Below are 25,473 nucleotides of genomic sequence, written 5' to 3'. Positions count from 1 at the left end.
AAACGCATGTTCCAATTGTCGCTTGCAGGCACCCTTGCGTTCAGCATGGTGATAGCTTATGGAAAATGGCAGGTAAAAAACCAGCACAAGATCATTGTTTATAATGTACAGCAGCACCAGGCTATTGATATTGTAAATGCCAACCAATACAACTTTATTGGCGACAGTGCTTTGCTGGTAGATGGCATGCTGCAGAATTTTCATCTTAAACCCGCCAGGGTGGCCCTGCAGCTGGAAGAAAGGACCGATTCAACAAAGAACTGTTGGAGTAAACCGCCTTTTTACCAGCTGGGTAATAAAAGAATACTGCTGATAGATCAACCGCTTGTTTTTGAACCGGGGCAGGAAAAGATCCACGTGGATATGATCCTTCTTTCCCGAAATCCCAAATTATACATACCACAACTGGCCACAGTTTTTGATTGTGATCAATATGTAGCGGATGCTTCTAACAGTTTGTGGAAAATTGAAAAATGGAAAAAAGACTGTGAACAACTACATTTGCACCTCCATTCAGTTGCCGAAAAAGGAGCATTTATTCTTGATTTTTGGTGAATGGTTCATTGCTAATGGCCCATGGTAAAAAGAGGTACTTAGCAAAATGATCACAAAACTTATTCATTCTATGGGTTCATAACCATTAACTATGAACCATTAACTATCAACTATGAGCCAAAGCAAGAAGATCCAATCAGCACTCATTTCAGTTTTTTATAAAGACGGACTGGAAAATATCATTAAAGAATTGCAGCAGCTGGGCGTGACTATTTACAGCACCGGCGGCACACAAAAATTCATTGAAGACCTGGGCGCTACCTGCGTACCGGTGGAATCACTCACCAGCTATCCTTCCATATTGGGAGGTCGTGTTAAAACATTACATCCATCCGTATTTGGCGGCATTTTAGGTAAAAGGGATGATGCACAACATGTGGCCGAAATGCAGCAATATAAAATTCCTGAAATCGACCTGGTGATCGTTGACCTGTATCCATTTGAAGAAACAGTAGCTTCTACAAAAGATGAAACACTGATCATTGAAAAGATAGATATCGGCGGACCGAGCATGATACGTGGCGCCGCAAAAAATCATAAAGATGTGGTAGTAGTGGCTGCAAAAAAAGATTATCATCTTTTAGAAGAAATTTTAAAAGAACAAAAAGGCGAGACCACGCTGGAACAACGCCGCATGTTTGCTATTAAAGCATTTGATGTGTGTACAGGATATGACCTGGCGATCTCCAATTATTTTAATCATACGGATTTTATCAATCCATTCAATAAAACAAAATCTGTTTTGCGTTACGGCGAAAATCCTCACCAGCAGGGTGTATTTTATGGTAACCAGGAAGAAGTGTTTCATAAACTGCATGGCAAGGAACTTTCGTATAACAACCTGGTGGATGTGGATGCCGCTTTGCAGATAATAGCAGAATTCAGCGAAACAACTTTTGCTATCATCAAGCATACCAACGTATGTGGTATTGCACAAAGAGCCACCGTTAAAGAAAGCTGGGATGCAGCGCTGGCCGGTGATCCGGAAAGTGCATTTGGCGGCGTACTGGTTTGCAATGGCGTGATCGATAAAGCCACTGCAGTTGCCATCAACGAAATTTTCTTTGAAGTATTGATCGCTCACGATTATGAAGGTGATGCATTGGATATACTGAAAACAAAAAAGAACAGGATACTCCTGCAACTCACGTCTCACGACGCACGTCTCACGACTCACCAACACCGCTCTATATTGAACGGCATTCTTACCCAGCAAAATGATGAAGGTAATTATACCGAATGGAAAGAAGTGGGCGGCGTACAAACAACCGATACTCAAAAAGCCGACCTGGCCTTTGCCAATATTGTATGCAAGCATTTAAAAAGTAATGCTATTGCACTGGTTAAAAATAAACAATTAGTAGGTAAGGGCTGCGGGCAAACATCCAGGGTGGATTCTTTGCGCCAGTCAATCATAAAAGCAAAGCAGTTCAATTTCGATCTGAATGGTGCAGTACTGGCAAGCGATGCATTTTTCCCTTTTGACGATTGTGTAAAGATAGCCCATGCTGCAGGTATTACTTCGTTTATACAACCCGGTGGTTCTATCCGTGATAATGATTCGATAGAATTTTGCCAGCAGCATGGCCTTGCTATGGTGATAACAGGATTGCGGCACTTTAAGCACTAATGCTAAGTGCATACTTGCTGCTTTTATAATGTAACTGAATGCTTTCATCTAAAACATCCAAACAAAAAGCGCTGCTTGCACTGGCATGGGTATGCTTTTTTTGGGGCACCACCTGGATCGGCTCTAAAGTCGGCGTAAAATACATGCCGGCATTGCAGTTGTGTGCTATCAGGCAATTACTGGGTGGTTCTGTATATGTTCTTTATTTTATTATCACAAAGCATCCCTGGCCCAAAGGCAAACAATGGGGCATCATCATTGTACTGAGTTTTTTAAATTTCATGCTGGCCAATGGGTTGAGCACCTGGGGTGTACATTATATTTCCAGCGGGTTGGGAGCCATCATCGGCGCTATATTTCCGCTGTGGATCGTGATCGTGGCATTGTTTGACGGCGACCGTATGCCGCAGAAAGCCGTGTTGGGTATGGTGCTGGGCTTTGGCGGCGTCTGTATCATTTTTTACGATCACCTGAAAAGATTTCTTGATCCCTGACTTCCGTTTCGGCATCATCATTTCGGTAATAGCCACTATTTCGTGGGCTATCGGTTCAGTATATACGAAAAAACATGCCGCTAATTTTAACCCTTATTTCAGTCTAGGTTTACAAATGCTAATTTCGAGCACCGCTTTATTTACAACACAAAAACTGGTCAGCGAAAGCAGCCTGGGTCAATCCACTAATCCATATATAGCAGCCTTAAAAATGATCCGCTTTTCAGACATTCCCGCCAATGCCTGGTGGGCCATATTGTACCTGGTGGTGATAGGCTCAGTGCTTACTTTTATTGCGTACATCTATTGCCTGCAACGCCTGCCCACATCCCTGGCATCTTTATATGCGTATATCAACCCGGTGGTGGCTGTATTACTGGGAGCTGTTATTTTTAATGAAAAATTAAATAATTACATTGCTGTTGGCGGGGCAATTGCTATAGCCGGAGTATACCTTGTCAACGATTCTTTCAAAAAGAAAGTATAGGTTATCTTGAAAGCACAATACACATATTTAGTTATACTGGCGGCGTCATTGGCGGGACCATTATTATTAAGCTTTGATAAAAAAGTAGCATTTTACAAAAACTGGCGCCATTGGTTTTATGCGGTTACGCTACCTGCACTGGTTTATATTGCCTGGGATGTTTATTTTACCGCCAAAGGCGTATGGGCCTTTAATCCTGTGTATGTAACCGGTATCTATATCATCAACCTGCCGTTGGAAGAAGTACTGTTCTTTTTTGTGGTGCCCTATTGCTGTGTATTTATTTATGAATGTATAAAGGCTTATTTTCCGCAGTTAAAAAATAAAGCTGCTGCGGATGTAATATTGATGTTGCTGGGATTATTACTGTGGATCACCGGTATCATTTTTTACCGGAAAGATTATACCAGCTGGACCTTTATCTCCAATGCTGTTTTTATCGGCATTGTTTATATGTTCAGGAATTATCTTAAAACATTTGATGCAACAGTTTTTTTAATATCATATTGCATCATGCTGATCCCTTTTTTAATTGTAAATGGATTTTTAACTTCGATACCGGTGGTATTGTACAACAATGCAGAAAACCTGGGCACCAGGCTGTACAGCATTCCCGTAGAAGATGTTTTTTACGGAATGCTGCTGATACTGGCCACGATAGTTATTTACGAGAAATTAAAAAGTGAAAGATAGTCTAACGATACCTAGATAAACTTATAGTTAATCCGTGAAAATCCGTGTAATCCGTGGCTAACCTGCAGCAGCTTCATCCAAAAACCAGAAAGTATTTTCTTTTGCTTTAACCATTGCAGCAGGCAATGATGCGCCGCTTTTAGAAAATATCTTTTTTACAATGGCAGCTTTGCTTTGCCCGCTTACAAGAAAGGCAATATTTTTTGCCTGGTTGATGAACGGCATTGTAAAACTGATACGGTCTATTTGTTTTTCTTCCACCCAGATATTTTTCACCTTATCTTTTTTATCAAAAAGCAAAGGACTATTGGGGAAGATAGAAGCGGTGTGCCCTTCTTCGCCAATACCCAGCAATATAAGATCGAAAGGGTGTTTGCTGCTGACATGTTTTTTTACAGCAGCTTCGTATAAAGCGGCAGATCGTGCCGGGGTAACTTTTACTGTTGGAACGATCAAAATATTCTTTTTAGGAACAGGTACCAGTTTCAGTAAAGTATCATTCGCCATTTTATAATTGCTCTCTTCACTGGCAGGCGGCACAAAGCGTTCATCACCGAAAGTGATGATCGTTTTGTGCCAGGGAATATTGTTTTTATAAGGCGCCTGCGCCAATAAGCTGAATAATAATTTGGGCGTGCTGCCACCGGATAATGCAAGGGTGAAAAATCCTTTTTCCGCAACTGCTTTATTACTTTCTGTTACTATTAAATTGGCGGCTGCATGGCTTAATGCGAGCGCATCGGGCCACACAGTTTTTACCAAGGTTGCTTTTGTACTCATTTAATACACTATTATTTTTTAGGAGCGGGCAATACCACCCATCTTTTTGCATAAGGTTTTAATAAACTGGTGGCAGCCTGTGGGCCCCAGGTTCCGGCAGCATATTTCAACAATTGTTTTTTAGGATATTTTTTCCAGGCATTGATAATGGGCATCACCACTTTCCATGCGGCTTCCACCTGGTCGCTGCGCATGAATAAGGTAGCGTCGCCATCCAATACATCCAGCAATAAAGTTTCATAAGCTTCTGGTGTGGCTTCTGTGTAAGACTCTTTGTAAGTGAAATCCATTTCCACGGGTTTTAGTTTCATCTGTACGCCCGGTATCTTACTTTCAAATAATAAACTGATCTCCTGGTCGGGTTGAATACTGATCAATAAACGGTTGGGCACGGTATCATCCTTAAATATTTTGTAAGGAGAATCCTTGAATTGTATCATGATAACAGAAGCCTGCTTAGGCAAAGATTTACCGGTAGCTAAAAAAAATGGTATGCCTTTCCATCTTTCATTATTGATCAGCACTTTTGCTGCAATAAAAGTTTCGGTAGTGGAAGTAGGCGGTATATTCTCTTCTTCCAGGTAACCCTGTTGTGGCTGACCATTGATAGTGCCGGCAGTGTATTGCGCCCTTACAATATTTTTAAATACATCAGCTTCGGTAAAGGGTTTTATCTTTTTTAGCACATTGGCTTTTGCATTACGGATGCTTTCTGCATCGTATTTGCCGGGGCATTCCATCGCCACCACACAAAGCAATTGCATCAGGTGATTTTGTATCATGTCCTTTAATGCGCCACTGCCATCGTAATAGCCGCCCCGTTTACCTACGCTTACCTGCTCCGAAAGTGATATCTGTACATGATCAATATACTTATTGTTCCATACCGGTGAAAAAATGGTATTCGCAAAACGGAAGGCCATAATGTTCTGCACCGTTTCTTTTCCTAAATAATGATCGATGCGGAAGAGCTGTTTTTCTGAAAAACGTTTTTGTAGGAACGCATTCAGTTTTTGCGCAGAAGCAAGATCGGTACCGAAAGGTTTTTCCACCACTATACGGTCGTTCTTTACCTGGTTGCAGATCTTGTTCTTATATAAACCTTCGGCAGAAGCTTCAATGAACTGGGGTGCAATAGCTAAATAAAAAGTACGCAGGCTGCGTTGTTTATTTTCTTTGTCAAATGCATCCAGCTGTTCTTTCAGCACAACAAAAGTGTTGTTGTCTAAAAAATTGCCCTGCTGGTAAAAGATATTACCGCTGAATATTTTCCAGTTATTGTCATCGGGTCTGCCGGTCCTTGAAAAAGCTGTAATGCCATCAAAAAGATCTTTCTTAAATTGTTCGGTTTTGTCTTCATTACGCCCCAGTAAAAGAATGCGGAATTTTTCCGGCATGTGTTTACTCAGGAAGAGATTATAAAATGCCGGTATCAGTTTCCTCTTGGTAAGATCGCCTGTGCCACCGAATATTACTATTGCTGCAGGTTGCTTTATGCTGCTGTGTTTTGCCATGTTGTTTTATTTTATTACACTAATTTTATCGAATTACACGAATTAAAAACAATTAGTGTAATTCATCCTAATTCGTGTTATTAATTACTCCCAGTTAGTATGAAAATTACCTTCCTTATCAATTCTTTCATAAGTATGTGCGCCAAAGAAATCCCGTTGCGCCTGTATCAGGTTAGAAGAGGATCTTCCGGTGCTGAACATATCAAAATAATTCAGGCTGCTGCTTAATACCGGTGTGCCGAGGTTATTATCCATCGCTGTTTTTAAAACGGTCACCAGCCCAGCTCTTTTTTGTACCAGTAAATTGTAAAAGGTTTTATCTAATAATAAGTTCTTTAATGCGGCATCATTTACATAAGCCTTGCGGATATCGTTCAGCATTACAGAACGGATGATGCAACCACCCTTCCAGATGCGTACCACTTCTGCAATATTGATCTCGTATTTATAAGTTTCCGAGGCGGCCTGCAATAAATGCAAACCCTGTATATAACTGATGGCCATGCCAAAATAAAGCGCATCATGTAAAGCAGCGATCAATTGTTCTTTATCCACTGTATTTTTTACAGCAGGGGCTGCAGTAAAGGCATCGATGAGCTCTCTTTCTTTTTTATAAGCAGAAAGATCCCTTGCTGCAACAGCCTCATCAATGGCGGGGGTGGGTATATGCAGTTCCAGGGCGCTTTCGCTGGTCCACATACCGGTGCCTTTTTGTGCCGCTCTGTCCAATATCACATCCACGAGCCTTTTAGACGCATCCACATCATCGGGCTGCAAGAATACTTTTGCGGTGATCTCCACCAAAAAAGATTGCAAGGCGCCCTGGTTCCAGTTGCTGAAGATCGCATGCAGTTCATCATTGCTGCAGCCGCCCACATTCCTTAATATGCCATATATTTCACTGATCAACTGCATTATCGCGTATTCAATACCGTTATGTACCATTTTGGTATAATGGCCGGCGCTGCCATTGCCTACAAATGTTACGCAGGGGCCGTCTTCTGTTTGTGCAGCTATCTTTTCCAAAATATTTTTCAGTTCGGCATAGCCATTTTTATTACCGCCCGGCATCATACTGGGGCCCAGGCGGGCACCGTCTTCGCCGCCGCTTACGCCCATGCCGGTAAAATGGATGCCGGTATCCTGCAGGCGTGCAATTCTCGCATCTGTATCAGTAAAATGCGAATTACCGCCGTCAATTAAAATATCACCTGCCTGTAAAAAAGGTTTTATCTCGTCTATCACTGCATCCACGATCTTTCCTGCTGGTACCAGCATCATAATGCGGCGGGGTGTTTCCAGGCTTTCTACAAAAGCCTGCATAGTTGCGGCCGCCTGCACCGGTTTACCTTTTCCTTCTTCCAAAAGACGTTTTTGCTGGTCGGTACTACGGTCGTAACCACTGATGGCAATACCATGATCCGCCATATTCAATACCAGGTTGCGGCCCATCGTACCCAAACCTATCATTCCAAATTGTGCTTTCTGCATCGTAAATATTTTATTCAATATTAAAATTAATATAATTGGTATGAAGTTAGTTTAATGTTAAGAGACTTTTGAAGATCTTTTTAATTCACTGCGTGAATTGGGGTAGCTACGGATTACACGAATTAACACGGATAAATCTATGTTTTGTTTTCGGCAAAATATTTACTGTTACCAGTACACATACAAAATAATCCGTGTAAATCTGTGTAATCCGTGGCCCGCATTGTGTAGATTTACAAAAAGATTTTTTATGGAATTCGGAAGGGTAACGGAACAGGAACTGGACGGCATTGATTTTTCGCTGCCCAAAGAACCTGCATTCAATAAAACAGTTTTAAAGGGCAAAAAGTTTAAAAATGCCAAAGTATATCTTGGCTGCGCCAAATGGGGCAGAACGGAATGGGTGGGAAAGATATATCCGCCCAAAACAAAGGAAAAGGATTTTTTAAAGCATTATGTACAGCATTATAACAGCATTGAGCTGAATGCCACACACTATAAAGTATATGGAGAAGGCGGAATAAAAAAATGGACAGCCAATGCTGCAGGAAGGGATTTTAAATTCTGCCCAAAAATGTACCAGGGCGTTACACACCGCGGCAGCCTTAACGGCAAACAATTCATCAGCAATGAATTCTTCCGCGGCATTGTTGCTTTTGAAGAATACCTGGGTCCCATATTTGTGCAGGTAAGCGATACCTTTTCACCTAAGCGAAAGGATGAACTGTTTGCGTATTTAAAAACGTTGCCCACCGATCTGCAGTTTTTTTTAGAAGTGCGGCATCCCGACTGGTTTAAAAAAGACGATATCCGCGAAGAGATGTTTACAACACTCAAAGAAATGAACATGGGCGCTGTGATCACTGATACTGCCGGAAGAAGGGACTGCGCACACATGCACCTTACCATTCCAAAAGCGTTTATCCGTTACGTTGGTAACAGCCTGCACGCTTCGGACTTTACCCGCTGTGATGCCTGGGTGGAACGCATGAAATACTGGATGGACAAGGGTTTGGAAGAACTGTATTTTTTCATGCACATGCATGATGAAGCCACATCGCCGGAACTTACTGTTTATTTAGTTGATAAGATGAATGCAGCAATGGGGCTGGATCTTATCAAACCAACATTTATTAAAGAAGAAGGCAAGCAAAAAGGATTGTTTGATTAAGGTGCAAATTTGCCGGTATATCAAGTGATCTCATACAATTCCGCCCACCGTGTGGTATAACGGGGGCTGCGCATTTCCATCCGCATCTTCCAGTCGCGTTTAGTGCCGGAAGCGGCAAATTTCAATACATCATCCCGCATGGAAAAATTTACATTGTCCACCATGCTCATCAGCATACGGTTGGCATTTTTAGTACCGGGCAAAAATAAATTGCCCTGTATGGTACTGTCGGGCACAATGCCGCTGAGCATTACGCCCGCTTTTTTATACAGTTTTCCTTTTTCGTATAATTGATCCACCAGTTGCACTGCAGGTTTTATCAGTTCGTTGGTGGCCGAAGTGGCCACGGGCAAAGTAATATAACTGCTGATAGTGGGCCCATGCCTGAAATAAGTATTATGACTTTGTTCTTTAGGCACCACAAACACACTGATGGTTCGGGCGGCGCCCTGCTGGCGGCGCAGTTTTTCTGCCGCACGGGAAGTGTAAGTAGCAATGGCTTCCTTGATATCGCTGATATTTTTAACCGGGCTGCCAAACATACGGGTGGTGGCGATCATTTTTTTGTTGATCAGTTCTTTTTCCATTTCATTCACCGGCTCGCCTTTTAATTCTTTTATTAAACGAACGCCCACCACGCCACCTAAATTTTTTTGCGCCCACTCTTCTGTTTTCCGGGTAAGGTCGTAAGCCGTGAACACAGCATTCATCTCCCGCAATTTTTCTGCGTATTGCCGGCCCACGCCCCATACTTCGCCTACCGGTGTATCCTGCAATGCTTTGGCTATTTTTTCTGCTGTATCCAGTACCACCACGCAGTCGGTAGCGATCTTATTTTTTTTAGCTAAATGATTGGCCACTTTAGATAAAACTTTTGTAGGCGCCACGCCTACAGAAACCTTGATGCCGGTCCATTGTTCCACCGTGGTACGAATGTCCATTGCCACCTGCTGCAGGCGTTCGGGTACGGCAGCATAAGCATCCAGGTTTAAAAAAGCTTCATCCACCGAGTACACTTCCACGTTATCTTTCCCGATCATGGTGCGCAGGGTTTCCATCACCCGCCAGCTCAGGTCGCCATACAAATTGTAATTAGAAGAGAAGGTGGCCACACCATGCTTTTCTATCAATGGTTTGGCTATAAAATAAGGCCCCGCCATTTGTACGCCCAGTTTTTTGGCTTCATCACTGCGGGATATGATGCAGCCATCATTATTACTCAATACCACTACCGGTTTATCATCCAGCTGCGGCTGAAAAAGTCTTTCGCAACTGCAGTAAAAACTGTTACAATCTACAATGGCTTTCATGGTAATAATTATTTGTAAGCACGTTTGGAGATATGGCTGCTGTAGCTGTTCTCTTTTGCACGGCCGCCATTGTTTAAAAAAGCCTGCAGGTTACCATCCATAATATGAATGACACAGGTAACCACGCCCCAGCACTGGTAGGTCATGAATTCGCCGATCTCTATGGGTTTGAATTTGTCGTTCTCGGCATGCAGCCATACCCGGTTCATGGTTTCGGAGTAGCGGCGCACCAGCATTTCGCCATCCACCACGGCCACAATTATTTTGCCGTTGGCGGCTTTTAACGAACGGTCCACGATCAGCACATCGCCCCGCTGAATGCCCGTGCCGCACATGGCATCGCCGTTCATGCGCAGGAAAAACGTGGCCGGTTTGTTCATGATCAGTTGTTCGTTCAGGTCAATGCCCCGTTCCATATAATCATCTGCGGCAGCGCCAAAACCGGTGGCGTTGGCCATGGGCACTTCCTGCTGGGTAAATTGTTTAGAGCCCCTGTAACCGCTGCCAAAAAAATATTCTTCTTCCATAAAATTATTTTTTGGTTAACTAAATTATTTAGTAAATTTATACTAAAATTATTAGCTAACAAATTTAGTAACACAAAATATTTTTCAACCATGAAAACATTAACAGGACCCATGGTACCGGGCTACCGCATATACGAGTACCTGCTGGTATTATCGCCACACGAAGAGCTGAAAAACAAGATATTAGCTGTAAAGAATGAGTTTTATCAAAAATACCAGGCAGAGACCGCTAAATGGGGTAAGCCGCATGTAACGCTGGTAAATTATGTGCAGTACGAACTGATGGAAGAGCGGATCATCAATCATTTAAAGACGATCGCTATGGGTTATCACCCGTTAAAAGTAGAGCTGAAGGATTACGGGAGTTTTCCATCGCATACCATCTATATCAATATTACCAGCAAAGTACCCATACAAAGCCTGGTAAAACAAATACGAACGGAAACACAGCGGCTGATGAAACTGAATGATGATCATAAACCGCATTTTATTTTAGAACCGCATTTAACCATTGCACGCAGGCTGCAGCCCTGGCAATATGAAAAGGGATGGCTCGAATACAGTCACCGCCATTTTACCGGCCGCTTTATTGCAGATGGTATGTTGTTATTAAAACGCCCCATCGGCGAATTGAAATACGAGATACTCCGCCGTTTTGAATTTCAGAATTTACCGGTGAATACGGTACAAGGAGATCTGTTTACCCCTGTCCCCTAAAGGGGAACTTAGAATGTTACGTTATTAAGAATTTTTAAAAGCATTAAATAAGTTAGTTGTTTTTAGCCCGTTTTTTTCTTGACCCTTGATCTTAATTGAACCTTTTGAATTAAAGAATAGAATTACCAATGCTGAAGCTACAGTAGTACAAAAGCTACATCAGGGAACTAACCCGAAATGGGGATGTAATCCATTTCGGGGCTCTTTTTTTGTTTCTTTTTTGGAGAAGCAAAAAAGAAAATCATCGGAGGGTAACGATAAACAAAAATGATCAATAAAAGTAAATCACTGCAATTTTTGAGAAGCAAAGAAAACATTCTTAAGAGAGTAGTGATAAATAAAAACTAAAAATATTATGGAAAATAAATTACCGCAGGATCATCATAAAGTATCCGCCAAACCGCAGGATGAATCCGTGCAATACCTTGCCGGCCGCGGTGCCCAGTTCAATACCAAAAACCGTTTTTTAAAAGATGAAAAAACACAGGAGCATATAGAAGGCATTGACGATTGGGAAATAACCAATGTACCCACACAGTACATTGAGCAAATGAGCAAGACCATTGTGAACAATGTAGAAAGTAAAGATGTAGGTATGAGTTACAGCATGAACCCCTATGCCGGCTGCGAACACGGCTGCATTTACTGCTATGCCCGAAATGTGCATGAATACTGGGGTTACAGTGCCGGGCTGGATTTTGAACAGAAGATCATTGTTAAAAAAAATGCACCGCAACTGCTCCGTAAATTTTTGATGCATCCTAAATGGGATGCCACGCCCATCATGCTTAGTGGTAATACAGATTGCTATCAACCTGCCGAACAAAAATACCGCTTAACGAGAGGGCTACTCGAAGTTTGTAACGAGTTCAATCAACCGGTGGGCATACTCACTAAAAATGCATGGATACTGAAAGATAAAGACGTGCTGCAGGAAATGGCGAAGAAGAATATTGTATCGGCCATGGTGTCCATCACTTCTTTTAATGAAGACCTGCGCAGAATGATGGAACCAAGAACCGTTACTGCTAAACAAAAATTAAAAGTGATCAATGAACTCAGCAGCGCCGGTGTACGCATGGGCATCATGATGGGGCCGATGATACCGGGACTGAATGAGCATGAGATGCAGCGCATCATGAAAGCGGCGGCTGATAACGGCGCCACATTTACTGCGTACACTTTTATCCGGTTGAATGGCGCCATTAAATTTTTATTTCACGACTGGTTGTACAAAAACTTTCCGAATCATGCCGACAAGGTTTGGCATTTGATAGAACAAAGTCATGATGGTAAAGTGAACGATACCCGCTGGGGTGTACGCATGCGGGGTGAAGGCAATATTGCGCAAATGGTGGCGCAGACCTATAAAAAATACGGCAAACTGTATAACATGAATGCAGAAGAATGGAGCCTGGACAGAAGCCAGTTTAGAGTACCGGGTGGACAAGGAAAATTATTTTAAATCAAAACATTTTATGAAAGGCATTACCAAAGAGTATCTCTTGTACGTGATCAACGATTGTATCAAGATCACCATTCATTACCGCAGGAAAACAGCTGACAGTTATTTTGCGAAAGAAATAACGGATGTAACAGAAGAAGAGCTGATCGATTTTATCACCGCCATCCCTTATTTTTCAAATGACCTGAAAGATTTTTTGCTGGGGCATCTTGCAGTACGCAGTATCATCATCAGCCAGGAATGGGAAAAGGATTTTGCTCGCAAAAGTGTAGCCTTTGCCACCGATCCTAAATGGACGGAAACGGATATGAGTTTTTTGGCGGAGAGCTTTAAGAATGTGGTGATAACAGATGCGTTGGAGATGCCGTATTGACGCTGTAAAACCAGCTTTTAAAAACCTGGAGCTTATTGCTCTTTCAACACATTGATCGTTTTGTAATTTTTCTTCTGAAAAATATTTTTTAAAATTTCTTCACAAAAATTTGGCACTTTCAAAAAAATAAATTCATCTTTGCAGTGCAAAACAAAATTAATAAACAACAAACATGTCACGCATACAATTACATATGGAAGCGACAAATTGGTTTAGTCCGAAAGGCTATGATTCCAATTGCGGGGCATGTTATGCTGTTGAATAGTACAAAAACTAATTCGCTATAACTCAAGCCCCGCCTGGATCAGCGGGGTTTTTTGTTGGGTGGTATTTAAAACATACAACGTTTTAAACAACTGCCGGCAATACCGGGTTGTGCGAAGCAAAAATATTTTTAAGTAAATCATGCTGATGCATTATCAACAGGAAAGTATCATACGAATAGCTGGATGTCGATTATTCACGAAAGGCAATACTTCGGGTATGCCTAAAGGTAATAGTGTGCCGTTTAGTGAAGATAGTAACAATAAAAACATAACACGACTGTGTGTACAGCGAACGAGTTAATGAATAACTTGTTGTGCAGGAGCCCGGTCGTACTAAAACGACCGGGCTTTTTGTTTAACAGCCCGGCTAAAAGAGGAGGGCATTATGAGCGCAGGAGCAATATTACACATCGTGATTTTTCTGATAAAATTGATCATAAAACTTGCTGAAAAAGAAAGTAAACGATCATAAAACTTAAAAACAGGCGGAACAATGAAATTTTTAATAGTGGTCTGGTTCATCAAAATAGTGATCACAACAGTGGATGACTGGTTGACCAGGATCAATGAAAAGGAAAATAAGGCGGTATAAAATATTAGTTGCAGAAGGAGGAGCAAAAGTTTTCCCCGTGAGATGCAGCGGGGAAACTTTTAAAATATAGTAGCATTCCAATTGGCTGGATACTCCGCCTGGACCGGAGAGGCTGCAGGTTCGAATCCTGCCTACTATACAACACATGGTCTGACGCCCTCGTCTGACCATGTGTAAAAAGGTCTGTTCGTCTAAGGGTTAAGGATACTAAGCTTTCTACTTAGTGATGTGAGTTCGAATCTCATACAGACTGCCAACCCTTGAAACAGTAGTGTGCAGCACTATATCAATAAGTGCTCCGCTACAATGGTTCGTTGGTGTAACGGCTAACATCACAGATTGTCGATCTGTTGTAACGGGTTCGATTCCCGTACGAACCGCAAAAATTGCCGGATGGTGCAATGGCAGCATATCAGAATCTGACTCTGTAGATGTTGGTTCGAGTCCAGCTCCGGTAACAAACAAAAGCAGTATAAGCGTTGGTGGTGGCCTGCAGGTCTTCTATTCAGCTTAAGAATACCGCACATAAAAATGTTGGCTTTAGCTTATCTGGTAAAGCATCCCGTTGTGAGCGGGAAGAACAAGGTTCGAGCCCTGAAGTCAACCCAAGCGGTTTAGTGTAACGGAAACATGGCCATCTTCCTCTTTTTCTAAGAGGTAAACATAGGATGGTAGTATCCGGTTCAAATCCGGAAACCGCTCAAACTGGTTTATAGTTCAATGGATAAGAATGCTGTGCTACGAACGCGGAGATACAAGTTCGAATCTTGTTAAACCAACAAAGATGGCCTGTAGCTTAATGGTGAAAGTAATTGCCTTATACGCAAAAGAGTAACAGTTCGATCCTGTTCAGGCCAACGATAAATGAACCTGTAGCCCAACGGCAGAGGCAATGGTTTTAAAAACTATCTAGTAACAGTTCGAATCTGTTCAGGTTTACCAATTGCGCCTTAGAGTAATGGTCAACTCAGAAGTCTCATAAGCTTCACATACAAGTTCGAATCTTGTAGGCGCAACCAGGATGATTTGATTCAACTGCGGTTTAATTCAACGGGAGAAATCTGCTTTTACATAGCAGAAGTTGCTGGTTCGAATCCGGCAGCCGCAACAAAATAGTTTCGTAGCTCAATGGTTAGATGCACCGAACTTTTAATTCGGGGGTTGAAGGTTCGAGTCCTTCCGGAACTACACGGATGAATAGCTCAACGGCAGAGCGTCCCGTTGTTAACGGGAGGGTTAAAAGTTCGAATCTTTTTTCATCCTCAAAAAGTGAGTGCGACGAAGACGGCGATTCGTAGCGGTCTGTAACACCGTTGTTCAAAAGACTTAGATGGTTCGAATCCATCCACTCACACCATGGAGAGAGTCCGGTTTGGTCAAGGATGCTGTCTTGAAAACAGTTGACCGTTACAGGTCCGGGGGTTCGAATCCCTCTCTCTCCGCTGAATGTTTTGGAGAGTTGTCAGAATGGTATTGTAACGGCCCGCTAAGCCGTCATCGTTAATTCGGTGTAAAGGTTCGAGTCCTTTACTCTCCGCAAGTGTCCTGCTGGCAGACATGGCGTATGCATTCGACTGCAAATCGAAAGAAAGAAGTTCGAGTCTTCTGCAGGACTCAAAAAATTGTTTGACACAGGTGAATTCGATAATGAGGAAATATGGATCAATCAAAAAATCTGTAGCAAACAAATGGACGAATAACTCAATAGGTAGAGTGCTGGTCTGAAGCGCCGGTAGTGCAGGTTCGAGTCCTGCTTTGTCCACAATAAAAATTATCAGTATGAGTTTTCCGCCAATGGCGGAGCGATTCCTTGTACTGATGCAAAAGATGAAGAATGTCGAAAATAATAATTCGTGCAATTCATGACTTTTAATTAGTGTAATAAAAATTAAACAATGGAAACAGACCAACAGCAGTGGAGGAAATTGAGCGGCGAAAAGATCCGCATTCCTTTAAAAGATGAAATAGAAAAAGTAATTGCGAACGAAAGGGCCATGGGGCATGAGCTGAAAGTGTGCATTGGTACCGATAGCCAGGTAAAGGGTAAAGAAACAGAGTTTGCCACCGTAATTGTTTTTTTACGGAAAGGCAAGGGCGGTTTTATGTATATACACAACGAAACCACCACGCAAAAAATGAGCATCAAGGAAAGGATGCTGGCGGAAGTAGCCAAAAGTATTGAAGTGGCTTACCCGTTGTGCAATATTTTCAGCCGCTACAGTGTGGATATGGAAGTGCACGTGGATATCAACACCAATCCCAACTTTAAAAGCAATGATGCTTTAAAAGAAGCGATGGGTTATATCATGGGAATGGGGTTTGTATTCAAAGCCAAACCGGATGCTTTTGCCAGCTCCAGCTGTGCCAATAAAATTGTGCATTAGTGTGCGCATAAAAAACTAAAGAAAAAATTTATAACGAATTAAAAAAATAACAATGAAAAAAATAAATAACCGTGATAATAATTGGATGAAAAGGAACCTGATCAAATGCAGAAAATTGTTTTCTGCAGGCAGTAAAATAAATTATCATGGCAAAGAAACATAAAACCGAAAGGGAAAAACAATTGCTTCAAACTGCGGCACAGGAAGCTGTGATCGCACAGGCATTGCAATTCTCAAGAAAAAGGTTTAAAAAATTTGAAGAGATCATTGAGCAATTATACCAGGGAAAAGACCTGAGTTTTTCATTTGCAGACAGGAGGATCTGGAAGATAAATGAATGCTTTTCCGGTTTTGCAGGAAAGACAAAGACAGCTGATAAAAAAGTATTTAAAGAAGTATTGATACAGCTGGATGCAAAGAGTGAATTGGTAAGCGACGAAAGTTTTATACAGGCCCTGTACAATATTGTTCAGTTTCGTGCATATTGGAAAAAGGACCTGTTTAAATGGAAACCGGAAGCGAAGCAGCCAGCGGCACAGGTAAAAGAATTGGCGACCTATCTTTTTTGTAAATATAAAATACCGGGTTTTTTATACCAGGGTTTGTATGAAACAAAGAACATGCAGTATATACAATGGCTGATCCATTTGGGCGAAGGAGGAAAAGTAAAGGAAATGAAAAACATTCCTATTCCCTTTACGCAAAAAATGGGACACTATTTTATCAATGCACCCACAAAGTTCTCTATTGCAGAATCGCTGCGATGGGCCCAGGTAAAAGGTTTAGGCGGAGAAGACAGGCTGGCGGAAAGGATCGCTTATTCCTGGATCGCAATAAAACCATACAGTGATGAAGTGTTCTGGGAAGGCTTTATACTGCTGGTAGTAAATGGCGGAATGTTTGACCTAAATAAACTGACGGAGCTGATTGACTATGTAAGAGAAGAAAGAAGAATAAACACCGGCTATAGTTTAAAAGGAAGAACATTATCGTCACTCTTTCGCCAGAGCGATGTATGGCACAGCCGCTTTCCAAAGAGTGGTAGTAACCAGGTATGGAGGCCAAGTGGCATACAGGGATACCGGGTAGAAAAAAGAACGGAAGTGATCGTACTGGAAGAATTGACGGAATCAAGAAAGTTAAGTGAGGAAGGCAAGGCAATGAAACACTGCGTGGGCTCTTATACTTTTTATTGTGCAAAAGGGAGGTCGGCTATTTTTTCGCTGCGTAAATATTCCGGGGGTGTATTACTGGATATTATGGCTACCATAGAAGTGAATCTTCAATTACAAAAAATTGTACAGGCAAAAGCAAAAATGAACAGGCCTATCAGCGACGAAGCAAAAAAATATATGGATCTGTGGGCAATGAATGAAGGACTGTCTTTGAATGCTTATTTGTAAAAAATTAAAAACAAAAAAATGGACAATATTGACCAGCAGAAAATAATGGATGCGAACAGCATTTTTGATGGTGGGTTTTTATACAGCAAATCACTGTACCTGTATTGCTTTAATAGTATACCCAGTGCTAATTATATTGGTTACATCGATGGCGAAAAAGCATTCAATGCAGTAAAAGAAAAATTCAGCCATTTGATAAGATCAGTTCACAAGTACAGGTATTATGATAGGCAGTTGAAAAGTTATGATTTCAACGAAACCTATATTATCATGCAGAATAATTGCATACTGGAATTTGATACCGGCTATTGCGAAATCTTTCATGATGGCAACCAGGATGATTTTATAAATGAATGCACGGCGCTGATGAAAGCATTTAAAGAAAGGCAGCGCAGGAAGCCATTGGAAATAAACCTTATCTGCAAAGGACAGACCGGGCTTGGGCTTAAACGGCTGGAAGTGAAACGTACTAAACTCGACCTGGATTCTTTTTTATGAGGATGATTTTAAAGAAGTGGATAGTGTGATCTGTAAAAGATTAAGTAAGGATAAAGATAAAGGCATTGTATTACTGCATGGGTTACCAGGTACCGGTAAAACAACCTACCTGCGTTACCTTATTGGTAAGATCAAAAAAAAGATATTGTTTGTATCACCAAGCCTTGCGGTAGATATTATGAACCCGGATTTTATCCAGTTACTGGTGAATAATCCTAATTGTGTTTTGATCATTGAAGATGCGGAAAATGTGATCATGGACAGGAAGATCAGCAGCAATGCATCCGTATCCAACCTGCTGAATATTTCGGACGGGTTGCTGGCAGATTTTTTAAATGTTCAATTGATCTGCACATTCAATAATTCACTCACCTTGGTAGATAGTGCATTAATGCGTAAGGGAAGATTGATAGCGAAATATGAATTTGGAAAATTGGGGATTGAAAAATCGCAACGCTTGTCAAACCATTTAGGTTTTACCAATGAGATCACCAGGCCCATGACCATTGCAGAGATCGCTAACCCCGATGAAAAAGAAACAGTGGTTGAAAGAACAGAAATATTCGGTTTCAGAAGGCAGGAAGTGCTGATGAATTAACCATTAAGAAATTAAGTCTTAACTATCCTTAACTTCTTAATGTTTCATAACACAACTATTCATACAGTTCGTGCATCAAACGCACTTTCCTTTTTATCTGCCGCACAATATTGTTAGGTGATAATACTTTAATGCCTTCGCCAAAACCGATCAGCTCCCGTTCCATTTCAAAATTGGGGATCACTTCGATGCTGAAATGAGTGCCACCCTTTACTTCTTCCACAATTTTTTGGGAAGGATGTAAGGGCTTGGTCTTGATATAGGGAGCATGATACTGGCTGGCCCAGAATACAACAGTGGTGGGGCTTTCCGCATAGTTGCGGGTAACACCGATAATGTTATCGAAATAAGTATGCGGATCAAAATGCTTATGCTGTATAAAAAGTTCTTTGTCCAGTAAATTAATGTTCTGTATCCGGTCCAGTGCAAAAGTGATGATCTCTTTGCCTTGCTTTTTCATACCGAGTATGAACCAGCGGTTCCGGTATTCTTTCAGCAGGTAAGGATAAAAAACAACATCGTTTGCAGCCCTAGCCTTAAAAGATTGATAAGAGAGTAACAAGGTGGTTTTGTTTACGATGGCTTTGTACAAAATATCCAGCCATTGAATACCGGTGAGTAATTCGTTCTTTTCAAAATCAATAACGGGCGCCTGCCGGTATTGTTCGCTGTGGATCTTGTCTTCCAGCCTGTTCACCATTTCGCTCACTTCGTTAAAGTGACTGAAACCTTTGAACTGGCGCAATAGGTCCGACACTTCCTGCAGTATGCCCAGGTCCTGCGTGGTCAGGGGGATGTTGGCAATAGAATAATCCGCATCCTCGTACGTGTAATATTTTTTGCTGATCACGACGATGGGGGCATTGTAACCCAGCGAATCGCTGCGCATGGCATTCAGGTCCAGGCGGATGGTACGCATGCTGATGTTACTATCCATGCCTTCATATTCGTACAGGGCTTCATTGCAGGCATCCATAAGGTCTTCAATGGTCCATTTGCGGCGGCGGTTCTGCAGGCATTTATCAATGGTGCGGTAACGGATCAGGGCATTACGGTTAACGGGCATAACAATATTTTTTTAAAAATACAGAAAATATTTTTTACTGTGCAAATAGATTGCACAGTTGCGAAAGAGGTTTGTATTGTCAAAGCAAATGACCAGTTCTTTACAAACGCTCTTTAGCATAAAAGGAAGTGCTGCGGTAAAATTAGCTTAGCCGCGGAGTGGCCGGAAAATGCCGTTCAGACTTTTCGTTTGAATGGACACAATTTACAGTGCACCGAAAATTTTACAACCAGTAGGGAAGCGTATTTACAGCCGGCCTGTTGCGAAAGCAAAGTATGAGTTCGAATCTCATAAGAGCGACAAAAAAATAAAAATAATTTTTACTGTGCAAATAGATTGCACAGTTGGGTTGGAAGTTTGTATCAACAAAACAAAAGGAGGTTTACAATGATGTTCAATTTAAAATTAAAAAGTAAAGCAAAGCAGACCGTGAATTACGAAGGAGAAAAAGCATTTGTATTAACTCCGCAGCTGGAATTGTACACTGCTGTGGCCACTGCTGCATTGAGCGACCAGTTTTATGAAAAAGCAGGTGATAAACTGGCCCGTATCCGTGAGTTGATCGCAAAGAATGATGCTGCTTTTGTTGCACGCCTGGCCGTGTATGCACGTGAACAGATGTACCTGCGCAGCATTCCATTGGTACTGGCGGTAGAATTGGCCAAACAGCACCGCGGTGATGCTATGGTAAGTAAATTGACCAATCGTGTGGTACAGCGTGCAGATGAAATTGCAGAATTGCTGGCGTACTACGCTTTGGCCAACGAACGTAAAGAGGTAAAGCAGTTGAATAAACTGAGCAAGCAGTTGCAGAAAGGTTTGGCAGCAGCCTTCAACAAATTTGATGAATACCAGTTCGCCAAATACAACAGGGATGCACAGGTAAAGCTGAAAGATGCTTTGTTCCTGGTACACCCAAAAGCAAAAGATGAAGTACAGCAGGCATTGTTCAATAAAATAGTAAAAGATGAATTGCAGACCCCATACACCTGGGAAGTAGAATTGAGTGCAGTGGGTCAGCAGAAATTTGATACTGCCGAATTGAAGAAAGCAGCTATAAAAGCAAAATGGGAAGAACTGATCTTAAGCAACAAGATGGGTTATATGGCCACTATGCGTAACCTGCGTAACATACTGGAAGCAGAAGTAAGCAAAGAAGCATTGAATAAAGTATGTGCGTACATCGCTGATGAAAAAGCAGTTGCCAACAGCAAACAGTTGCCTTTCCGTTTCTTGGCTGCTTACCGCGAATTGAAGGCGCTGAACAACGGTCGTGTAGGTAAAGTGCTGGATGCGCTGGAAGCTGCAGTATTGCAGAGCGCTGCCAACATAGCCGGTTATGATGAAGATACCAAAGTGGTGATTGCTGCTGACGTGAGCGGAAGCATGCAGACCGCTATCAGCCCAAAAAGTAAGGTGCTGAACTTTGATATCGGTTTAATGCTGGCCATGCTGTTGCAGAACCGTTGCGAAAATGCAGTGACCGGTATGTTTGGTGATACCTGGAAAATGATCAGTGTGGCAAAAAAGAACATACTGGCCAATGTACAGGAATTCTACAGCCGCGAAGGTGAAGTGGGATATAGCACCAATGGTTACCTGGTAATAAAAGACCTGTTAAAGCGTAACAAGGTAGTTGATAAAGTGATGATGTTCACCGACTGCCAGTTGTGGAACAGCAACAACAGTGGTGAGACCATTGCAGCATTATGGAAGCAGTATAAAAAGATCGCTCCCGGTGCAAAACTGTACCTGTTCGATTTGGCCGGTCATGGTAGCGTTCCATTGAATGTACAGCGTGATGATGTGTATTTGATAGCAGGATGGAGCGATAAGATCTTCAACGTGTTGAAAGCAATTGAAGAGGGAAGCAATGCAGTGAAAATAATAAACAGCATTGCCCTTTAACCCCAGTCCTCAAGGAGAGGTTGGGTGTAATAAACAAATAAGTATCCCGGGTATCCGGGATACTTTTAAAAAAAGTTCTTTGATTTTTTTGAAAGAGAGATTGAGCAAAGGAAGCACTTGCAGTGCTTACCCGGAAAGCTGATCTTTATGATGGTGATGATAGATGATGATCCCTCTGTGTAAATCATAAGCATCATAAAGATCCGTGTTCCAAAACAACTGCCGCAGGCAGTGATCGTATTTAAGAAAGTAAGGATGTCGTTAGAAGTGGGTTACTTCGTCTCCATTAAAGGGCCAAGGGTCTTCACGATAACATCGGGAGGAAGAGGTGCAAATCCTCAGCTTGACAGCGGCCATACCCATTCGTTTGTTACTCCTGAAATTTTTTGAAAGATGTCGTAGAGCAGTGATACTTCGGTTATAAGTTCGATTCTTATTCCCGCCTTAGGCGGGATAGCTCATTGGTAGAGCAAAGCACTGATCGCAAATTACTCTTTCATTAATGATTTAATGATGCCGTAAAGCAGGGTTACTTCGTAATTCAATTGGCTAGAATATCCCGCCCATGGCGGGAAAGCAGCAGGTTCAACTCCTGCCCTGTGCCTTGTTTGCCTGTTGCTCATTAAGGAAAGGTGCCGTAGGCAAGGCGTTACTTCGTGGCTCTGTTAGTTTAATGAGTAGAACCATGCGTAGCATGATATGGGTTCGATTCCCGTACAGAGAAAATAACGCGGCCGGAGATCGCCCTTTTTTAAAAAACTTATTCAGTGTGTCGTAGCATAGTGTTACTTCGTTCAAGGAAAAAAAACAGCACTACGTGATTGTTACCACTGATCTTTATACAATATTACAGGTGTCGTAGAAGAGAGATACTTCGTTCGAATTATTCGGTGCCGGTTCAAGTCCGGCTCCCTTCAACTTGTTGAAGGGATAGTTTAAGTGGCAGAACAAATAAGCAAGACTCTCTTTGAATTGTTACCCTGTTAAAAATATCCAGGTGTCGTAAAGTAGCGTTACTTCGATTGTCACTCGGCAGGTCGTGGGTTCAAATCCCACTCTCGTGCTACACGAGATAGTTCAGCGGTTAGAACAGCTTGTACGCTATTTGAATTGTTACCCTGTGTTTTTTAAAAACAGATGTTGGGGTATTAAAAAATTAGTTAAAAACAGCATTACAATGATCGAAACAATAATAAATAAGATACAGGCAGAAATTAAAACTGTATTTTATGACGTGGATGCATGGTTCAATGTAAATGAAAACATGGTAGTCTACGATCCGGCAAATGGCGGCTGGAATATCAGGAAGGTACTGGAACATATTTCTTTAACAAATCACTTCCTGTTGATTTTAATAAAGAAAGCAACGATCAAAGCCATTGAAAGAGCAAAAAAGGAAGATCATACAGCATTGCTTGTGGATTATAACCTGGATTGGGACAAACTAAATGATATTGGCAAACACCAATTATTTTATTGGAACCGGCCTGAACATATGGAACCAACAGGCATTGTTGATCTAACAAGTATAAAAGATAAATTGCACCAGCAGGTAGCGGAATGTATGGGTTACCTGGAGCAGCTGAAGAATGGGGAAGGTGTTCTGTACAAAACGACAATGTCGGTGAACGGGCTTGGAAAGATCGATGTGTACCATTATATTTTTTTTCTTGTGCAGCATGCAAAGAGGCATTTAACACAAATGGAAAAGATCAGGAAAGAATTTGAAAAAACTGAATTGAAATGACCAATATAAAAAACATACTAACCGAAATAGAACGGAAGAAAAATATCAAAATACTCTACGCCTGCGAAACAGGCAGCAGGGCATGGGGTTTTCCTTCGCCGGACAGTGATTATGATATACGCTTTATGTACATGCATGAGCGGGATTGGTATTTGTCATTAGGGATAAGAAAAGATACGGTGGAGATAATGGATGGCGACCTGGATATAACGGGCTGGGATCTGAAAAAATCCCTGGTCTTGCTGAAAAAATCAAATGCGCCACTGATAGAAAGATTCAACTCGCCGATAACATATTTTGCAGTACCGGGTTTTAAAGAAGCATTCAAAGAACTGGTAAGTGAATATTATTCACCGATAGCGGTTTTCTTTCATCATTATTCGCTGGCAAAAAAGTTTTGGGAAGAACTGAAGGACAAAGATGAATTTAAACTGAAAAGTTATTTTTACCTGGTAAGGTCACTGCTTTCCTGTAACTGGATCATAAAAGATAAGACCGTAGTGCCGATGCATATAGAAGGCTTGATGCACTATATAGATGAAGCGTATAAGAACAGGCTAAGGGATCTGATCGCCTTAAAAGCAACAGTTGGCGAAAGTTACCTGCATAAAAAAGATGACAGGTTGCACGAATGGATAATGGGCCTGGTGGAATATATAGAAACGGAGAAAAATGATCTGCCAGCCAGTAACGCAGACATGGCATCATTAAATGCCTTCTTTTTAAAAATGTTGTATGCAAAAGCTGACCATTGAGTGGATAAAGAATAGCGGGCTGCTGGTTTTTGAAGTAATAACCGGCAGCAGGTCTTATGGACTGGATACACCGACATCTGATACGGATATCAAGGGGGTGTTTGTATTACCCAAAGATATGTTCTATGGATTGGAATATACCGAACAGGTAAACAACGAAACCAATGATATCGTGTATTACGAACTGAAGCGTTTTGTGGAACTGCTGGCAAAGAACAATCCGAATATTTTAGAGATGCTGAATGTGCCGGCAAATTGCATACTGCAAAAACATCCTGTAATGGAAATGCTGCAGCCGGAAATGTTCCTGTCTAAACTTTGCGAGCAGAGTTTTGCCAATTATGCTTTTACTCAAATAAAAAAGGCTTACGGTTTGGAAAAGAAAATTGTGCAGCCGGTGGAGGAAAAACGAAGATCGGTACTGGATTTTTGTTTTGTACACGAAGTAAAAGATGCAGTGCCTTTGCAGCAATACCTGGCACAGAAAAACCTGGATCAAACTAAAATGGGTTTAACAGCAATACCACATTTAAAAGATTGCTATGACCTGTATTATTCTGAAAGGCATCCATATGCCGGAGTGGCTAAAAAAGAAAATGCCAACGAGGTGAGTTTAAGCAGTATACCCAAGGGAGAAATACCGATCGGCATGTTGTATTTTAATAAGGATGGTTACTCGGTTTACTGCAAACAGTACAAGGAATATTGGGATTGGGTGGCAAGGCGGAATGAAGAACGTTACAAAACAACGATGCAGCATGGTAAAAAGTACGATGCTAAAAATATGATGCATGTCTTTCGTTTGCTGCTCGTGGCAAAGGAAATAGCAACAGAAGGAAAAATAAATGTATTCAGAAAAGACCGTGATTTTTTACTGGATATAAAGGCCGGTAAATTTGAGTACGATGATCTGGTACAGAAAGCAGAAGAATTAAAAGCAACATTGCCATCGCTATACCAGCGATCTGGTTTAAAAGATGAACCGGATGTGGAAAGTATCAATAAGTTGCTGGTGAAAATGAGAGCGGCATATTATTTAAAATCTTAAA

23 protein-coding genes and 15 tRNA genes are annotated in these 25,473 nt (G+C 41.7%); 32 read left to right on the top strand and 6 right to left on the bottom strand.

The window, feature by feature from the left end; genetic code table 11:
- Positions 1–6 precede the first annotated feature (6 nt).
- The 5 genes from QM738_RS03895 (at position 7) to QM738_RS03875 (ending at position 3,859) form a co-directional block, all read left to right on the top strand.
- Positions 7–555, top strand: coding sequence for a hypothetical protein (locus QM738_RS03895; protein ID WP_462275359.1), 549 nt, complete (start codon positions 7–9; stop codon positions 553–555).
- Positions 556–667: 112 nt separating this feature from the next.
- Positions 668–2,185 carry a bifunctional phosphoribosylaminoimidazolecarboxamide formyltransferase/IMP cyclohydrolase gene (purH, locus tag QM738_RS03890; protein WP_462275358.1) on the top strand — a complete coding sequence of 506 codons (1,518 nt, stop codon included), beginning with the start codon at positions 668–670 and terminating at the stop codon, positions 2,183–2,185.
- Between the two features lie 38 nt (positions 2,186–2,223).
- On the top strand, positions 2,224–2,679 hold the full coding sequence (locus tag QM738_RS03885; RefSeq protein WP_462275357.1) for a DMT family transporter: 456 nt from the start codon (positions 2,224–2,226) through the stop codon (positions 2,677–2,679).
- Positions 2,669–3,166 carry a DMT family transporter gene (locus tag QM738_RS03880; protein WP_462275356.1) on the top strand — a complete coding sequence of 166 codons (498 nt, stop codon included), beginning with the start codon at positions 2,669–2,671 and terminating at the stop codon, positions 3,164–3,166. The genes QM738_RS03885 and QM738_RS03880 overlap by 11 nt, the downstream gene beginning before the upstream one ends.
- Positions 3,167–3,172: 6 nt before the next feature.
- Positions 3,173–3,859, top strand: coding sequence for a lycopene cyclase domain-containing protein (locus QM738_RS03875; RefSeq protein ID WP_462275355.1), 687 nt, complete (start codon positions 3,173–3,175; stop codon positions 3,857–3,859).
- 57 nt (positions 3,860–3,916) lie between these two features.
- Here QM738_RS03875 and pgl read toward each other — a convergent pair whose 3' ends face one another.
- The 3 genes from pgl to gndA all read right to left on the bottom strand — a co-directional run bounded on the left by pgl (position 3,917) and on the right by gndA (position 7,644).
- Positions 3,917–4,639: a 6-phosphogluconolactonase gene (pgl, locus tag QM738_RS03870; protein ID WP_462275354.1), complete on the bottom strand. Its 723-nt coding sequence runs from the start codon at positions 4,637–4,639 to the stop codon at positions 3,917–3,919.
- An 11-nt stretch (positions 4,640–4,650) separates the two neighbouring features.
- A complete protein-coding gene (zwf, locus tag QM738_RS03865) occupies positions 4,651–6,153 on the bottom strand; it encodes a glucose-6-phosphate dehydrogenase (protein ID WP_462275353.1) in 1,503 nt (500 codons plus the stop codon).
- 84 nt (positions 6,154–6,237) lie between these two features.
- Positions 6,238–7,644, bottom strand: a complete 1,407-nt coding sequence (gene gndA, locus QM738_RS03860) for an NADP-dependent phosphogluconate dehydrogenase (RefSeq protein WP_462275352.1) — start codon at positions 7,642–7,644, stop codon at positions 6,238–6,240.
- Positions 7,645–7,894: 250 nt separating this feature from the next.
- On the opposite strand from gndA, the gene QM738_RS03855 reads away from it, so the two are divergent.
- Positions 7,895–8,815, top strand: a complete 921-nt coding sequence (locus QM738_RS03855; protein ID WP_462275351.1) for a DUF72 domain-containing protein — start codon at positions 7,895–7,897, stop codon at positions 8,813–8,815.
- Between the two features lie 20 nt (positions 8,816–8,835).
- Here the strand turns inward: QM738_RS03855 and QM738_RS03850 are convergent, their stop codons facing one another.
- Positions 8,836–10,125 carry a Y-family DNA polymerase gene (locus QM738_RS03850; RefSeq protein WP_462275350.1) on the bottom strand — a complete coding sequence of 430 codons (1,290 nt, stop codon included), beginning with the start codon at positions 10,123–10,125 and terminating at the stop codon, positions 8,836–8,838.
- An 8-nt stretch (positions 10,126–10,133) separates the two neighbouring features.
- On the bottom strand, positions 10,134–10,652 hold the full coding sequence (locus QM738_RS03845) for a LexA family protein (RefSeq protein WP_462275349.1): 519 nt from the start codon (positions 10,650–10,652) through the stop codon (positions 10,134–10,136).
- A 90-nt stretch (positions 10,653–10,742) separates the two neighbouring features.
- Between QM738_RS03845 and QM738_RS03840 the strand changes: the two genes are divergently transcribed.
- The 22 genes from QM738_RS03840 (at position 10,743) to QM738_RS03735 (ending at position 18,948) form a co-directional block, all read left to right on the top strand.
- On the top strand, positions 10,743–11,369 hold the full coding sequence (locus QM738_RS03840) for a 2'-5' RNA ligase family protein (RefSeq protein WP_462275348.1): 627 nt from the start codon (positions 10,743–10,745) through the stop codon (positions 11,367–11,369).
- 355 nt (positions 11,370–11,724) lie between these two features.
- Positions 11,725–12,834 (top strand): PA0069 family radical SAM protein, encoded by a 1,110-nt coding sequence (locus tag QM738_RS03835; protein WP_462275347.1) that lies wholly within the window; start codon positions 11,725–11,727, stop codon positions 12,832–12,834.
- On the top strand, positions 12,767–13,207 hold the full coding sequence (locus QM738_RS03830) for a hypothetical protein (RefSeq protein ID WP_462276716.1): 441 nt from the start codon (positions 12,767–12,769) through the stop codon (positions 13,205–13,207). Before QM738_RS03835 ends, QM738_RS03830 begins: the two co-directional genes overlap by 68 nt.
- 924 nt (positions 13,208–14,131) lie before the next feature.
- A tRNA-Pro gene (locus QM738_RS03825) sits at positions 14,132–14,204 on the top strand.
- Positions 14,205–14,245: 41 nt separating this feature from the next.
- Positions 14,246–14,321 (top strand) — tRNA-Glu (locus QM738_RS03820).
- Positions 14,322–14,373: 52 nt separating this feature from the next.
- A tRNA-Asp gene (locus tag QM738_RS03815) sits at positions 14,374–14,445 on the top strand.
- 7 nt (positions 14,446–14,452) lie between these two features.
- Positions 14,453–14,523: transfer RNA gene (locus QM738_RS03810), tRNA-Gln, on the top strand.
- Positions 14,524–14,771: 248 nt separating this feature from the next.
- Positions 14,772–14,844: transfer RNA gene (locus tag QM738_RS03805), tRNA-Arg, on the top strand.
- 6 nt (positions 14,845–14,850) lie between these two features.
- A tRNA-Ile gene (locus QM738_RS03800) sits at positions 14,851–14,923 on the top strand.
- 8 nt (positions 14,924–14,931) lie between these two features.
- A tRNA-Leu gene (locus QM738_RS03795) sits at positions 14,932–15,007 on the top strand.
- 2 nt (positions 15,008–15,009) lie between these two features.
- Positions 15,010–15,084, top strand: a tRNA-Met gene (locus QM738_RS03790).
- A 17-nt stretch (positions 15,085–15,101) separates the two neighbouring features.
- Positions 15,102–15,173, top strand: a tRNA-Val gene (locus tag QM738_RS03785).
- A 6-nt stretch (positions 15,174–15,179) separates the two neighbouring features.
- Positions 15,180–15,253: transfer RNA gene (locus QM738_RS03780), tRNA-Lys, on the top strand.
- A 3-nt stretch (positions 15,254–15,256) separates the two neighbouring features.
- Positions 15,257–15,328: transfer RNA gene (locus QM738_RS03775), tRNA-Asn, on the top strand.
- A gap of 6 nt (positions 15,329–15,334) precedes the next feature.
- Positions 15,335–15,422, top strand: a tRNA-Tyr gene (locus tag QM738_RS03770).
- Between the two features lies 1 nt (position 15,423).
- Positions 15,424–15,507, top strand: a tRNA-Ser gene (locus tag QM738_RS03765).
- 11 nt (positions 15,508–15,518) lie between these two features.
- A tRNA-Ser gene (locus QM738_RS03760) sits at positions 15,519–15,602 on the top strand.
- A 153-nt stretch (positions 15,603–15,755) separates the two neighbouring features.
- Positions 15,756–15,827: transfer RNA gene (locus QM738_RS03755), tRNA-Phe, on the top strand.
- A gap of 133 nt (positions 15,828–15,960) precedes the next feature.
- Complete coding sequence (locus tag QM738_RS03750; RefSeq protein WP_462275346.1) at positions 15,961–16,449, top strand: ribonuclease H-like YkuK family protein; 489 nt, start codon at positions 15,961–15,963, stop codon at positions 16,447–16,449.
- Positions 16,450–16,595: 146 nt separating this feature from the next.
- Entirely contained in the window at positions 16,596–17,852 is a 1,257-nt protein-coding gene (locus tag QM738_RS03745; protein WP_462275345.1) for a PcfJ domain-containing protein, read from the top strand.
- Between the two features lie 18 nt (positions 17,853–17,870).
- Positions 17,871–18,350, top strand: coding sequence for a hypothetical protein (locus tag QM738_RS03740; protein ID WP_462275344.1), 480 nt, complete (start codon positions 17,871–17,873; stop codon positions 18,348–18,350).
- 25 nt (positions 18,351–18,375) lie between these two features.
- A complete protein-coding gene (locus tag QM738_RS03735; protein ID WP_462275343.1) occupies positions 18,376–18,948 on the top strand; it encodes an AAA family ATPase in 573 nt (190 codons plus the stop codon).
- A 55-nt stretch (positions 18,949–19,003) separates the two neighbouring features.
- Here QM738_RS03735 and QM738_RS03730 read toward each other — a convergent pair whose 3' ends face one another.
- A complete protein-coding gene (locus QM738_RS03730; protein ID WP_462275342.1) occupies positions 19,004–20,014 on the bottom strand; it encodes a helix-turn-helix transcriptional regulator in 1,011 nt (336 codons plus the stop codon).
- A gap of 387 nt (positions 20,015–20,401) precedes the next feature.
- Between QM738_RS03730 and QM738_RS03725 the strand changes: the two genes are divergently transcribed.
- The 4 genes from QM738_RS03725 to QM738_RS03710 all read left to right on the top strand — a co-directional run bounded on the left by QM738_RS03725 (position 20,402) and on the right by QM738_RS03710 (position 25,472).
- Positions 20,402–21,922, top strand: coding sequence for a TROVE domain-containing protein (locus tag QM738_RS03725; RefSeq protein ID WP_462275341.1), 1,521 nt, complete (start codon positions 20,402–20,404; stop codon positions 21,920–21,922).
- 1,177 nt (positions 21,923–23,099) lie between these two features.
- Positions 23,100–23,669 carry a DinB family protein gene (locus QM738_RS03720; RefSeq protein ID WP_462275340.1) on the top strand — a complete coding sequence of 190 codons (570 nt, stop codon included), beginning with the start codon at positions 23,100–23,102 and terminating at the stop codon, positions 23,667–23,669.
- The gene (locus tag QM738_RS03715) at positions 23,666–24,424 is read left to right on the top strand and encodes a nucleotidyltransferase domain-containing protein (RefSeq protein WP_462275339.1); all 759 of its coding nucleotides are present in this window, start codon (positions 23,666–23,668) and stop codon (positions 24,422–24,424) included. The genes QM738_RS03720 and QM738_RS03715 overlap by 4 nt, the downstream gene beginning before the upstream one ends.
- Complete coding sequence (locus QM738_RS03710) at positions 24,405–25,472, top strand: nucleotidyltransferase domain-containing protein (RefSeq protein WP_462275338.1); 1,068 nt, start codon at positions 24,405–24,407, stop codon at positions 25,470–25,472. The genes QM738_RS03715 and QM738_RS03710 overlap by 20 nt, the downstream gene beginning before the upstream one ends.
- The last annotated feature ends 1 nt before the right edge of the window (position 25,473 follow it).

The sequence above is a fragment of the Ferruginibacter sp. genome (assembly GCF_049840995.1).
Lineage (GTDB): Bacteria > Bacteroidota > Bacteroidia > Chitinophagales > Chitinophagaceae > Ferruginibacter.
Note: the sequence above shows the minus strand (reverse complement) of the source record. Positions and strands in the feature narration are given on the sequence as shown.

Bases quoted from the DNA above. Each gene is read 5' to 3' on its own strand.
- purH (WP_462275358.1), top strand. From the start codon at position 668: ATGAGCCAAAGCAAGAAGATCCAATCAGCACTCATTTCAGTTTTTTAT.
- gndA (WP_462275352.1), bottom strand. From the start codon at position 7,644: ATGCAGAAAGCACAATTTGGAATGATAGGTTTGGGTACGATGGGCCGC.
- QM738_RS03840 (WP_462275348.1), top strand. From the start codon at position 10,743: ATGAAAACATTAACAGGACCCATGGTACCGGGCTACCGCATATACGAG.
- QM738_RS03885 (WP_462275357.1), top strand. From the start codon at position 2,224: ATGCTTTCATCTAAAACATCCAAACAAAAAGCGCTGCTTGCACTGGCA.
- QM738_RS03745 (WP_462275345.1), top strand. From the start codon at position 16,596: ATGGCAAAGAAACATAAAACCGAAAGGGAAAAACAATTGCTTCAAACT.
- QM738_RS03850 (WP_462275350.1), bottom strand. From the start codon at position 10,125: ATGAAAGCCATTGTAGATTGTAACAGTTTTTACTGCAGTTGCGAAAGA.
- QM738_RS03845 (WP_462275349.1), bottom strand. From the start codon at position 10,652: ATGGAAGAAGAATATTTTTTTGGCAGCGGTTACAGGGGCTCTAAACAA.
- QM738_RS03830 (WP_462276716.1), top strand. From the start codon at position 12,767: ATGCAGAAGAATGGAGCCTGGACAGAAGCCAGTTTAGAGTACCGGGTG.
- QM738_RS03835 (WP_462275347.1), top strand. From the start codon at position 11,725: ATGGAAAATAAATTACCGCAGGATCATCATAAAGTATCCGCCAAACCG.
- QM738_RS03855 (WP_462275351.1), top strand. From the start codon at position 7,895: ATGGAATTCGGAAGGGTAACGGAACAGGAACTGGACGGCATTGATTTT.
- QM738_RS03715 (WP_462275339.1), top strand. From the start codon at position 23,666: ATGACCAATATAAAAAACATACTAACCGAAATAGAACGGAAGAAAAAT.
- QM738_RS03710 (WP_462275338.1), top strand. From the start codon at position 24,405: ATGCAAAAGCTGACCATTGAGTGGATAAAGAATAGCGGGCTGCTGGTT.
- QM738_RS03725 (WP_462275341.1), top strand. From the start codon at position 20,402: ATGATGTTCAATTTAAAATTAAAAAGTAAAGCAAAGCAGACCGTGAAT.
- pgl (WP_462275354.1), bottom strand. From the start codon at position 4,639: ATGAGTACAAAAGCAACCTTGGTAAAAACTGTGTGGCCCGATGCGCTC.
- QM738_RS03895 (WP_462275359.1), top strand. From the start codon at position 7: ATGTTCCAATTGTCGCTTGCAGGCACCCTTGCGTTCAGCATGGTGATA.
- QM738_RS03740 (WP_462275344.1), top strand. From the start codon at position 17,871: ATGGACAATATTGACCAGCAGAAAATAATGGATGCGAACAGCATTTTT.
- QM738_RS03720 (WP_462275340.1), top strand. From the start codon at position 23,100: ATGATCGAAACAATAATAAATAAGATACAGGCAGAAATTAAAACTGTA.
- QM738_RS03750 (WP_462275346.1), top strand. From the start codon at position 15,961: ATGGAAACAGACCAACAGCAGTGGAGGAAATTGAGCGGCGAAAAGATC.
- QM738_RS03730 (WP_462275342.1), bottom strand. From the start codon at position 20,014: ATGCCCGTTAACCGTAATGCCCTGATCCGTTACCGCACCATTGATAAA.
- zwf (WP_462275353.1), bottom strand. From the start codon at position 6,153: ATGGCAAAACACAGCAGCATAAAGCAACCTGCAGCAATAGTAATATTC.